Source organism: Sulfurimonas marina (genome assembly GCF_014905095.1).
GTDB lineage: Bacteria > Campylobacterota > Campylobacteria > Campylobacterales > Sulfurimonadaceae > Sulfurimonas > Sulfurimonas marina.
Window position 1 is genome coordinate 2,177,088 of the sequence record NZ_CP041165.1, and the last position, 12,424, is coordinate 2,189,511.

The window sequence follows — 12,424 nt, forward strand, 5'->3', positions numbered from 1 at the left end:
ATAACAAAAACAACTAATACTAATCATTTACTTTTATTTCTAAAGCATTTTTTACAACACCGTTTTCACTATCTTCTAACGGTTTTAACTCTAAATTTGTCACTCTTTGGGGGCTTAAAAGTTTCTCTTTAATTAAATAGTTTTCAATTACAAGCTGTCTATTTTTTGCAAGTGTTTCAAGTTCTGCCTGAGTCACTTCCTGAATCTCAATATCCAATGCCAACAACTCTTTTTGATATACTCTCTCGAGCTCTTCACCCTTATACTCTTTTTCAAGTTTTTCCATCAGCTTTTCATCTCCGTCATCATCACGGAGATCTGCATAAATATCCTCTAAAAGATCAATTGTTAAAGCATTTTCTCTTTCATTAATGTTTTTTATACCGCTTTCTTCAACTACGATCGCTATTAATTTTTCTCTTTTTAACGCAAAGAGATCCGCTTCTTTATCGTAAGTTGCAGAGATCCCTAAGTTAATTTTAGGACGTTTTTCCATCATTTTTACGATATTGTCCAGCTTCTCTCTTTGAGAAGGAGTAATCACTGTTTTTCCATTTTCAAACTCTATATACGACAACTCTTCACCTTCAATTCCCATCATAGAACCAAGGAGTGCAAACGGTGCCGTCACCGCCTTTGTTACAAGGTTTGTAAATGCTTTCCAGATAACTGTACCATATTTAAAGTCAGGTGCGTCAACATTACCCTCTACTGGTAAATTGAGATCAATTATCCCCTCGTTATCCTCAAGTAGCCCGATCACAAAACCAAGCGGTAGATGTGTCACGTTTTCATCCTCGATCTCATCACCGAGTATAATCTTGTTAATCACTAAATTATTTTTCCCTTGAAGTTCAGAGTTCAGGATCTTATACCCCAGATCAAGATAGAGTTTCCCCGAATCGATCTTATATCCTGCAAATGTCGCACTGTAACCGCTTAAGGAGTTCAACTCTAAATTTTTAAAGTTAAAATCAAGGTCTGTATAGAGTTTTGGAGTTGCCGTATCTATACTTCCGATAAGTGTAGTAGAACCGTATTTATCTACTTCGCCGAGTAAATTTATATAACTTGTTTCCCCCGGTTTAGAAGAGAGTACATAGATCACGCCGTTTAGATCATGAATATCTGTTTGAAATTTGATAGGTATAGAAAAATCTGCAAATTTAGCACTTCCGTTTGATACGTTCACCTTAACAATTTTTATATCTAAAGGTTCACCTTTTTTCGTCTCTTTAGTTTCGTTTGTATCTTCCTTTTTACTTAGTTTTGCAAAGTTGAGTGTTTTATTTTCATCTACAAAAGCATCCACATAAAAAGAGTTAACATCAACTTCATCCACATAGAGTCTGTCAGGAGAGAGTTCATAAGTAAAATCTTTCACATCAAGTTTATTGAGTGAAAAAAGTAAATTATTATCTAATGTATTATTAATAAACAGGGAACTAACAGCCAGTTTTCCTTTCACACTAAGGTCAGGATTCTTTTTCGATTTTGCATAGCTTGTTTTTCCGCTTAACGCCAATTTTCCGTCTTCAATTTTCACATATGCAGATTCATTGAGATAAGGATTTATATCTGCGATCGAAATATTTCTAATATTAAATTTTCCAGATTGTTTTAAAGGAGTGTGGCGCAGTTTTCCATCTGCATATACCCTCCCTCCTCTATTTACTCTCATAGAGGTTTTATATCTTAACCAGCTGTTTTTATTACTGTCAATATTAAAAACGGAAATATTAATGTTTGAGATAGTTTGTTTTGATCTTTGCTCCAACATTCTGTCATAAAAGTCAACTCTTCCATCAGCAACTTTAAACTCTTTAACATTAAGATGAAAATTGCTTTTGCCACTCTCTTTTTTTGCGGTTTTTGGAGCAGGTTTTGGGACAACAATGTTTTCAATGTTAAGTTTTCCGTTTTTATATCTTCTTAGATAAGGGTTGAATCCCTCTAAGTTGATTTTGCCAATTGCCACATCCTCTTTTACTAAATCAAAATCAACTCCTTCAAAAGTAAAAATATTAAACTTTAATAGACTCTCTTTAGTAGTTCTTTTTTTCAATTTAAAATCATTGAATGCAACTTTGGAATCATCCAGTTTCAGATTGAAAGTTCCGTTTTGATCGTAAACAAAAAGATTTAGATCCAAACTTGTAAGGAGTGAATCGAGTACAATATTGTATCGCTTCAATGAGCTACGTGCAGCTTGATCGATATAAGGGTTGTAATGGGTAACATCAAAATCTTTACACACTATATGTGAAGAGATATCAAGTGGTTGTTGAATAATTTTACCGCCGATATTACATGAACTTTTCTCGTTTATTAAAGTAGAAAATTGATAAGGAAACGGCTTTGAAGAGTTCAGGTGAATATCTTTAGCACTCAGATTTAGGTCTCTTACCTTACTTGTAACACTCTTCTCGACAGTATAATCTCTAAATGTTGTAGAGATTTTCTTTAAATCTACATTATCGACAACTACACTCCATGGCTCTGACTCAGTTTTTGTTTGGTTTTGCTCATTTGTCGACTCAATAACAAAATATTTTTGCAGATCTATCTCACCGTTTTTAAATCTATTTACATTAAGATGTAAAGAGTTTAGTGAGACCCCTCCAATATGAAGCTGTTGCTTCATCGGTAAAAGATCAACATTACTCACTTGAAAATTTTGCAGGTTAATAATATCTTCTGACTTATCTTTTGGTTTTATTCTTAACTTATTAATTGCAAGATTTACATTCTCAACTTTTGTCTCATCTAATTTATCTAAGTTAACGCTAAAATCGGCATTGAATGATGCTTTTCCGTCAGCCACCTCAAAATTCAACATATCTTTTACATAAGTCCACTCCGTATAGAGCTGGTTCGCTTTGAAATCTATATGCCCGTGTAATGCTAACGGTTTGAAGCCGTCAATTTTGGTATTGATTCTTAAAAATGCACCATCACCCAAATTTGAATAAAAAGCAAAGAGACCGTTACTGCTATGAAAGTCATTCGTATCTATATTTTTCAAACCTAGGTCTATTCGATCAAACGTGAAATAAAAAGGCTCACTTCGTGTAAAATCAGCATAATGAATTTGTGCATCATCTATATCAAGCTCTTTGATTATGATCCTAGGAGCAGTGCTATTAGTATCCTCTTTTACCTCTTGTGTCGGCTCGTTTTGTGTACTCTTGATAATATTTAATAGATTAATCGTTTTATCTGCATTGTTTACAATATAAATATTTGGTTCGCTGATCTCTAATTTTGCAATATTAAAAGCACCGTAAATTAAAGAATACAGATCAATATCGACAAAGAGTGAATCTATAGTCAAAAGAGGTTTCTCTTTTAGATCGTAAAGTTTAAGACCGTTAATTTTTGCCTTAAATAAAAAAGGATTAATGTAGACAAAGTCTATAGAAGCTTTTGTATGTGTATTTTGTTCAATTAATTTTGGGAGTTGGGATTTGACAACAAACGGAAGGATTAAAAAGCCTATAACAGCGTAAACAAGGGCACTATAAAGAAGATATTTTTTGATTGTTTTCATCGTATACTCCACATACCGTATATATGTGGAGTATAGCTTATTTGATGTTAAAAGTGAATTACTTTAACTGGTTTTTACTAGGATAGATAAAAGTTGAATTTCTGAAAACAGAAATTTTTTGACTTGGTTTTCCATCTTTATCTAATGCATAAGCATGAATCTTAATAGGGATGATCGTATCTTGAACATCACTTTTTCCAAGATCACCTACAGCTCTTAGTATTACGATTTTTTTCTTAATTTTATCCGGAGTTACATTAAACGGTTTTAACGGTCTTACAACCTCAATTTTACCATTATAACCCTCAGGCATCACTACATCAAAATAGTACTTCATTTTCTCTCTTTGAGTATTTTGTACCAAGAATGTATATGAGTTTTCTACAGTATATTTATCCTGCTTTTTAGCAATACTATATGCTTGAGTCTCTTTATTGATATTTAAAAGCATATGCTCTTTTGTAGTACTCATTAAACCTAAAATAATAGTAATAACGATTAAGATCGCACCGTATGCTAAAACTTTAGGACGGAAGAACTGAGTTTTCCCTTTACGATCTACGATCTCATAATCACTTGACCAAGTTACAAGAGACGGCTTACCAAGTTTACCCATAACAGTCGTACAAGCATCTACACATTCTAGACAGTTGATACACTCTAACTGCAGACCTTTACGGATATCGATATGTGTAGGACAAACAGTTACACACTTCTCACAAGTTGTACACTCAGCATGCTCTTCAACTTTTTGAAGCTCTTTTTGTTTTGTAAAACCTTTATTTCCCTCTTCGTCATAAATATGACCACCACGGTGTTCATCATAAAGTGCCATAACCGTATGCTCATCATATAAAACTGATTGTACACGAGAATAAGGACAAACATATACACAGAAGTTCTCTTTCATAAATACGATATCGTAAATTAAGAACAGTGCTACACCGATGACAAAACCGATCATTACACCATGTTCAGCAGGGTTGTTTAAATAGTTAAAGAAATCTTCCGGCGGAACAAAGTACCACATAAAGTCTGCACCTGCAATAAGTGCTAAAACAGACCAGATTAGAATAGCTATAACCTTCTTCACTTTATTCTCAGGTTTAGACATATCAGGCTCTTGCTGTTTATTTGCAATACGTTTTCTAAGCCCTAAAAGTTTTGTCTCAATTAAGTCACGATACACAACTCTAAAGATAGTCTGCGGACATAACCATCCACAAAACACACGACCACCTACAACCGTCATACCAAAGATACTGATAAACAGTAACATTAGTAAAAATGGCATTAAATAAAGTTCTTGCATATCAAACTGAATAAATGCAAGGTGTAACTTCATCTTATCGAAGCTTAATAAAAATAAGTGGTTTCCATCTACCGATATCCAAGGGATCACTAAAGATACTATTGTTGCTAAAAGAAATACGTAATAACGCTTATATCTCCATGGTGAAGGTATCTTAAAGTCCTTTTTTTCTGTTTCTTGACTCATACAATTCTCCTAAAATTTAATCTCGTATAATCTCAGCTATTCTGGGCATACGATTGTATTTATAATTTGTTCTTCTGCATTTTCCGGGGCTTTTGGTAGTAATGAACCAAAAGCTACTTGTTTAAGTTCACGTGATTCGACGTAATCTTTCAATGAGCTTCTGCTAACCCCTAGTAATCGTGCTATTTCACTTACACTTTTACCATCTTGTATATATTTAACAATCTCATTTATGTAAACATCAAACTTCGAACTAGATTTACTCCCTTTAGGTCTACCGATAGAACGCTTTGACTCCTCTTTAAGCTTTTGTCTTAGGTGATCCATAAGACCAAGTACCAACATCGCACTACTCTCTTTGGACATTATAACATTTTGCTTGATAAAGTGAACATTAAAGTCGTTACGCAATAAACATGAAAACATCTGAATAAGATCTTCCATATTTGTTGTTAAAACCCAAATATCACTAACAAGTAAAGTAGAGCCAGATTGGGACTGGAAATAGTGTGTCACTTCTTGACGTTCATCCAAACGCTTGTTTTGAGAAGTGTAATCTATAAATTCATCGTCAATAACTAAACCATTAGTTAAAGCATACGAATTTATAAGCTGCAACTGCTCATGAACAGCATCAAAGTTTTTCTCCGGTCTAATATAAGCAAGTATCATTAGCGAATTAACTCCACATAAATTTGATTTTCATCGTCATTATATCAGCTTCTGATGCAAAAAGTCAATAATTATATATGTTTTTTCGTCATTTTTATTTTTTTAGGATGATGAGAAGGGGAAAAATAGGGGTTTAAGAGGGGAAATCCCTCTTAATTACCAACCGATACCAAGACCTACTACGTATCTGCGATCTTCTAACTGACCGATTGTAGCACCAAGTTGCTCTTGGTATGTTGCTGCTTGCAGTTTTAATACTGCTAGTTGCATATCTATACCTGCCGTGTATGCACCTTGATAAAGCCCTCCGTTTAATGTCATCATAAACCAAGAGTTATCGATAAGTCCAATAGTTGCACCAGCTCTTAAATGTTGCATCAATTCATAATTTGCATCGATATTTTTATATGTTGTAACACCGCCTACAGTATCAATTGCACGTGCTTGTTGCGCATTGAAAATATCAACATAGTCAACTGAAAGTTTAAACATATCAGTAAATGGAACTTCTGGTGCAATTGCAAGACCTGCATTACACGTCATCGGTTGTGCACCATAAGCATCAAAATCCAAGTTACCGATATTCATAACACTAAAACCAATGCTAGTATTTAAACTGTCAATAGCGTCACTTATTTTTGGAGCATATAACAAACCTATATCTACACCAAATCCTGAGTTTTCCTCTTCATAAGTATCTCGTATATATGTTTCAAGGTCATCATTATGTGATGAGATCTCACCCGCATCTAATCCTGCTTCATAAGAGTATTGTGTAATATACTTAACACCTACACCTATAGTAAGATTCCCAGGCAAAACATCATCAAACTTTTGTGCCGCACCTAAAACAACACCGCCGTATGCTCTTGAGTGTGTCTCTAAAACACCGTTTGCTCCACTGTTTGCATGTGGAATTAGATTAAGATCAGCTGCACCTAAAAGCCCTATACTAAATGCTAAATCATCTTCTGTATGGTATGAAACAGAACTGTAGTTAGATACGTTGGCATGAAATGCATCTCCAGAGTACTTCTTTGCTACATCGAGTACCTCTTGATCTGTATTCGCTTCATCGAGATCATCTATAAAATCTTTTATACCGCTTGAAGCAGAAGCCGTTAGACCTAAAAGTTCTACCTCAACACCGTGACTTTTTTTGATGTTGATTAAACCTGCCGGATTGTAAAAAACTGCCGTAGAGTACCCACCCACTGCAGTATTTGCAGAACCTGCACCTACAATTCTTGGGTCTTTATATAAAAACTCTTGTGTTGAGATATCTGCATATACACCTGTTGCAGCTGTTAGTAAAGCTAGTGATATTATTTTTTTCATTCTCTATTCTCCAAAATTTACTGGTTTAGGTAGTCTAAAATATCTTGAATTGTTACATTTGCATCTGCACTAACATTCATATCTGTTTTAAATTCATCGATACTTTGTTGGATATCTGCATCATCTATTACACTTGAAATTGCATCTGTACCACCGTTTAGTGCATCTACTAACAGTTGTGTCATATCTTTTGTATCACCGTCACCAAAATCAACCGGACATGCATAACAAGCTAAAGATAGATTTGCATCATAAATAGAACCATCTACATCTTCAATACCCTCACATGGAGTTGTACTTCCGTTTACATCGCAATACCCGCTAGTTACAACTGTAGAACCGTTTGTAGCATCGGGAGATATACTGCTTGCTAAACGATAGAAAGTTTTACCGTTTTGAAGAACCTCTAAATGTTTATAAACTGTACCGCTGATATTTACATCACTTGGAGTAATAGTTGAACCATTTGGAAGTACACTACTTGTAGCCCAAGCAATAGCATCTAAACTTGCCTTCATATCATCCGGTGTTGTACCAGTACCATCTATAGATGCTACAAGGCTATCTACATCAGTTGTCAAGTATGTCACACTTGTAGCAGTAGTGATCGCTTGATTGAAACCAACATATAGACATGCATTCTCTTCACGTTGTGTTCTATCTAGAACAACATTCGTACAATCTGCTATAGTTGCGTTTGGATCGATTGACATAAGAAAATAGCCTGCAGATTTATCTAATAACGGTAAAGCATTTACACTTTTATTGTCATTAACACTTTGCATAAAAGCTGAAAATGTATCCCCTGTACTATCACTTGCTGTAACAACCATACTCACAGCATCACTTACACCAAATCCTGATTGCCCCATATATGCAGATGCTAAATAAAAATATTTGTCACTATCACTAAAAGTAGTCGAGCACTCCCCCTCTAATTTAGTTATAGCTGTAGTAAAATCACCCTCGTCAATAGCCTGTTGTACATCTATACGACAACTTGTTTCATCATTTCCACAACCGGAAAATAGTAAAGAAGCTGTTAGTACTGACGCAGAAATAATCTGTTTATACATAGAATCTCCTATAAAAATTTTCGCAGATTATATCATTTTTGAATACATTTTGATTACAAGCTATTTCTTAAAAATATCAGACAATAAGTTGGCAAAGAGATCTTTATGTTCCTTTTAGATAGAATAAGAAAAAATATTTCATAGAAGATACAGCAGATATGACAACAAAACAATACATCTTAGAAACAATCAAAAAACGCCCATTAATTATTGACGGGGCAATGGGTACACAACTCCAACAACGTGACGAGCAAATCCCACAAGAGGCTTGGGAAGGCAATGAAGGGTGTAACGAACTTTTAAACGTTACTGCACCTGAAGTGATGAACGATATTTTTAACGCTTACCTTACAGCCGGAGCTGACCTAATTACTACGAACACTTTTGGCTCTTTCGCATGGGTTTTAGATGAATACGGTATCTCCGATCGTGCTTATGAGCTCACAAAGGCAGGAGCTGCACTTGTAAAAGCAAAATGTGAAGAGTTCTCGACACCTGAACAACCGAGATTTTGTTTAGGTTCAATTGGTCCGGGAACAAAACTACCATCACTCGGGCATATCACTTATGATGAGATGTATGCAGGTTATACTGAATTTTGTTTAGGACTTATCGATGGTGGAGCAGATATCTTTTTACTAGAAACTGCTCAAGATCCTCTTCAGATCAAAGCGGCACTTCACGCCTGTCAAGAGGCGTGCAGACAACGTGACGTAGAGGTCCCTATTATGGTCTCAGTTACGATCGAGCTTAGCGGTACTATGCTTATAGGTACTGATGCAAGTACAATTGCAGCCATCTTAGAGCCTTTTGATATCATCTCACTCGGTTTTAACTGTGGAACTGGGCCTGATCAGGTTGAAAAGCATGTAAAAACTTTAAGTGAACTTTGGGGTAAACCTATTAGTGTGCACGCTAATGCAGGTCTACCGCAAAACCGTGGAGGCTACACATACTACCCAATGGGACCTGACGAATTTGCAGATAAACAGGAAAACTTTTTACAGTATGACGGTGTAAGCTTTTTAGGTGGATGTTGTGGTACTACTCCACAGCATATCCGTGCACTTGTAGATCGTGTAAGTGAGATACAACCAAAAGCTCCAACAGGAAAACAACCGACATCTTTGGCATCTCTGTTTAACACGGTTGCTATCAAACAAGACCCAGCTCCGCTGCTTATCGGTGAGCGTAGTAATGCTACAGGTTCAAAAGCGTTCCGTGAACTTCTTTTAGATGAGGATTATGAGGGAACACTAAGTGTTGGTCAACAACAGGTTCGTGCCGGAGCTCATCTACTTGATGTTTCAGTCGGTTTTGCCGGACGTGATGAAACAAAAGATATGAACGAAGTTATGGGTCTTTATTCACAAAAGATCTCTATCCCACTAATGCCCGATTCAACACAATTACCTGCATTAGAGATTGCACTAAAAAACATTGGTGGAAAACCTATCATCAACTCTGTAAACCTTGAAGATGGGATCGAGAAGTTTGATGCTGTATGTTCTTTGGCGAAAAAATTTGGAGCGTCATTAGTATGTCTTGTAATTGATGAAGTTGGTATGGCAAAAACTACTGAGCGTAAACTTGAAGTTGCTGAGCGTATCTATCAACTAGCAACTCAGAAGCATGGCATCAATCCTGAAGATCTGGTATTTGACCTTCTTACATTTACACTTGGTAGTGGTGATGAGGAATACGTTGATGCAGGTATTAATACGATCGAAGCTATTCGAGAATTTCAAAAACGTCACCCTGAAGTTGGAACAACACTCGGGCTTTCAAACATCTCGTTCGGACTAGATAAAGATGCGAGACCATATCTCAACTCGATGTTTTTACACCACTGTATAGAAGCGGGACTTACATCGGTAATTATTAATGTAAAACACATTATCCCGATCAACAAAATCTCTGCTGAAGATCAAGAAATTTGTGACAACCTTATCTTTAACCGCGGAGAGGAACCGCTCTTTAAGTTCATAGAACACTTTAGTACTAAAGAAGCGGTTGATTCTGAAGCTGAAGATGCAGAATATCTTGCTATGAGTGATGAAGAGAAGATCAAAAAACTTCTAATGGACGGCGATAAAGAGCGTATGATCCCTCTTGTGGAAGAGGCTCGCCATAAGATTAAGCCAGAAGTGATCGTAAATGAGATTCTCATCGATGCTATGAAAGTAGTCGGTGAACTATTCGGTTCGGGTCAGATGCAGCTTCCGTTTGTACTTCAATCAGCTGAGACTATGAAAAAGACTGTTGATCACCTCAACCCTTACTTGCCAAAAGTTGAAAAGAGTGTAGATACAACTTTAGCACTCGGAACGGTAAAAGGGGATGTTCACGATGTTGGTAAAAACCTTGTAGATATCATCCTCTCGAACAACGGTTATAAAGTGAAAAATCTTGGTATTAAAGTGGAACTTGAAGAGTTTATCAAAGAGATGGAAGCGGGACATATTTCAGCTCTTGGTATGAGTGGTCTACTTGTAAAATCTACACAAGTGATGAAAGAGAATCTTGAAGAGTTGCAACGCCGCGGCATTAAGATCCCTATCCTTTTAGGTGGAGCAGCACTGACTCGTAGCTTTATCGATGATTTCTGCCGTCCTATCTATGACGGGCCGATCTTCTACTGTAAAGATGCATTTGACGGTGTAACGGCAATGAGCCGTATTGAAGCTGGAAACTTTGACACAAACTTACACCCTGATGCTCCTGAGATAGAACACAAAGAGAAAAAAGAGGTAGTGATTCCTCCATTTGCTGAACTCAAAATGCCTGATCGAAATGTAACTGTACCGACACCACCGTTTTGGGGAAGACGCGAGATCAAACTTACGCAACAACAAGTTGAGATGGCTTTTGAATGGATCAACCATAAAATACTTTTCAAACAAAGATGGGGTTATAACGCCAAGGGAATGAGCAAAGAGGCGTATGAGAAACAGCTTGAGGAAGTTGTATGGCCTGCGTATGAAAAACTCAAACAAAGATTCCTGGATGAGAAACTGTTTGAGCCGACTATCCTTTACGGTTACTGGCCATGTAGAAGCGATGACAACTCTCTGCTTATCTTTGATGAATCAGAAGGATACAACAGCGAAGATCAGATCAATCGTGAACCGCTTGAGCATGTAATGGGACGTGCTGAAGAGATACTCACTTTCCCTCGTCAAAGTAAACAACCACACCGTGCCCTTAGTGACTTTTTCCATTCAGATCGTCACGATGTAATTGCTATGACTTGTGTAAGTGCAGGAGCAAAACTAAGTGCTATTGAGAAAGAGATCTACGATCGCGGTGATTATACAGAGTATTATCAGGTTCACGGACTTGGCGTTGAGCTTGCAGAAGCATTAGCTGAAATCGCACACAAACAGATTAGACTCGATCTAAACATTGCGGAGAATGAAGGTGCTACACTTGCTGATGTTCAAATGAACAAATATCAAGGCTCACGTTATTCATTCGGCTATCCTGCATGTCCTGATCTGGAACTTAACCGTCCACTATTTAATCTACTCAAACCTGAAGAGTTCGGAATAGAGCTCAGTGAGACATTCCAGATCCACCCTGAACAATCAACAAGTGCATTAGTTGTATATCACCCTAATGCGACTTATTACAATATATAGCCTCTTAGGCTATAGAATTTAAAAGTTCCTGCAACTCAGAGAACTTGTTAATTTTGTAGCTAGCATCTGAAAAATCGTGTGTTCTAGTAAACTCATTGTGCACTATAACACACTCGATAGAAGCGTTTACAGCTGAAGAGAGCCCACGTTTTGAATCCTCAACAATGATACACTCCTCTTTTGTCGCACCGAAGAGTTCCATCCCTTTTAGATATGGATCGGGATGTGGTTTTGCTCGCGGATAATCCTCTACACATAAAACAAAATCCATAAACTCTGTTATCCCCCGTCCACTATGAGCAAGCTCGAAATCCACTCTTCTTGAAGTGGTAACAATTCCCATTCTATAGTTTTTGCTCAGCTCTTTAAGAGTATCTAAAACTCCCTCTATAGCTATCTCTTTTGTTTTTATATGCTCTTGATAATACTCATCTCTTTTTTCCCGGGCCTTTACGATCTCATCTTCACTTATCCCTATCTCTTCAGCTATAACCCAAGCACGCTGTCCTTTGGCCATAATCTCCATATAGCGCTCAAAAGTAAGTTCGAGATCAAAGAACTCTTTTAAAGCTCTCTTACTTGCTTCAAAGTACCACATTTCTGTTTCTATTAAAACACCGTCATTATCAAATAATATATATTTTTTCAT

7 protein-coding genes are annotated in these 12,424 nt (G+C 36.6%); 1 reads left to right on the forward strand and 6 read right to left on the reverse strand.

Annotation, left to right across the window (positions count from 1 at the left end; all coding sequences use genetic code 11):
- Nucleotides 1-19: 19 nt before the first annotated feature.
- The 5 genes from FJR03_RS11135 to FJR03_RS11155 all read right to left on the reverse strand — a co-directional run bounded on the left by FJR03_RS11135 (nt 20) and on the right by FJR03_RS11155 (nt 8,134).
- Nucleotides 20-3,550: a DUF748 domain-containing protein gene (locus FJR03_RS11135; RefSeq protein ID WP_193113573.1), complete on the reverse strand. Its 3,531-nt coding sequence runs from the start codon at nt 3,548-3,550 to the stop codon at nt 20-22.
- 58 nt (nt 3,551-3,608) lie between these two features.
- Nucleotides 3,609-5,048, reverse strand: coding sequence for a cytochrome c oxidase accessory protein CcoG (gene ccoG / locus FJR03_RS11140; protein WP_193113574.1), 1,440 nt, complete (start codon nt 5,046-5,048; stop codon nt 3,609-3,611).
- A gap of 36 nt (nt 5,049-5,084) precedes the next feature.
- Nucleotides 5,085-5,720 carry a recombinase family protein gene (locus tag FJR03_RS11145; protein ID WP_193113575.1) on the reverse strand — a complete coding sequence of 212 codons (636 nt, stop codon included), beginning with the start codon at nt 5,718-5,720 and terminating at the stop codon, nt 5,085-5,087.
- 156 nt (nt 5,721-5,876) lie between these two features.
- Nucleotides 5,877-7,058, reverse strand: a complete 1,182-nt coding sequence (locus tag FJR03_RS11150; protein WP_193113576.1) for a PorV/PorQ family protein — start codon at nt 7,056-7,058, stop codon at nt 5,877-5,879.
- Nucleotides 7,059-7,075: 17 nt separating this feature from the next.
- Entirely contained in the window at nt 7,076-8,134 is a 1,059-nt protein-coding gene (locus FJR03_RS11155; RefSeq protein ID WP_193113577.1) for a hypothetical protein, read from the reverse strand.
- A 158-nt stretch (nt 8,135-8,292) separates the two neighbouring features.
- Between FJR03_RS11155 and metH the strand changes: the two genes are divergently transcribed.
- Nucleotides 8,293-11,775, forward strand: a complete 3,483-nt coding sequence (metH, locus tag FJR03_RS11160; RefSeq protein ID WP_193113578.1) for a methionine synthase — start codon at nt 8,293-8,295, stop codon at nt 11,773-11,775.
- 4 nt (nt 11,776-11,779) lie between these two features.
- On the opposite strand, the gene FJR03_RS11165 is transcribed toward metH, so the two are convergent.
- Nucleotides 11,780-12,424, reverse strand: coding sequence for an HAD family hydrolase (locus FJR03_RS11165; RefSeq protein ID WP_193113579.1), 645 nt, complete (start codon nt 12,422-12,424; stop codon nt 11,780-11,782).

Bases quoted from the DNA above. Each gene is read 5' to 3' on its own strand.
- metH (WP_193113578.1), top strand. From the start codon at position 8,293: ATGACAACAAAACAATACATCTTAGAAACAATCAAAAAACGCCCATTA.
- FJR03_RS11150 (WP_193113576.1), bottom strand. From the start codon at position 7,058: ATGAAAAAAATAATATCACTAGCTTTACTAACAGCTGCAACAGGTGTA.
- FJR03_RS11135 (WP_193113573.1), bottom strand. From the start codon at position 3,550: ATGAAAACAATCAAAAAATATCTTCTTTATAGTGCCCTTGTTTACGCT.
- FJR03_RS11165 (WP_193113579.1), bottom strand. From the start codon at position 12,424: ATGAAAAAATATATATTATTTGATAATGACGGTGTTTTAATAGAAACA.
- FJR03_RS11145 (WP_193113575.1), bottom strand. From the start codon at position 5,720: ATGATACTTGCTTATATTAGACCGGAGAAAAACTTTGATGCTGTTCAT.
- FJR03_RS11155 (WP_193113577.1), bottom strand. From the start codon at position 8,134: ATGTATAAACAGATTATTTCTGCGTCAGTACTAACAGCTTCTTTACTA.
- ccoG (WP_193113574.1), bottom strand. From the start codon at position 5,048: ATGAGTCAAGAAACAGAAAAAAAGGACTTTAAGATACCTTCACCATGG.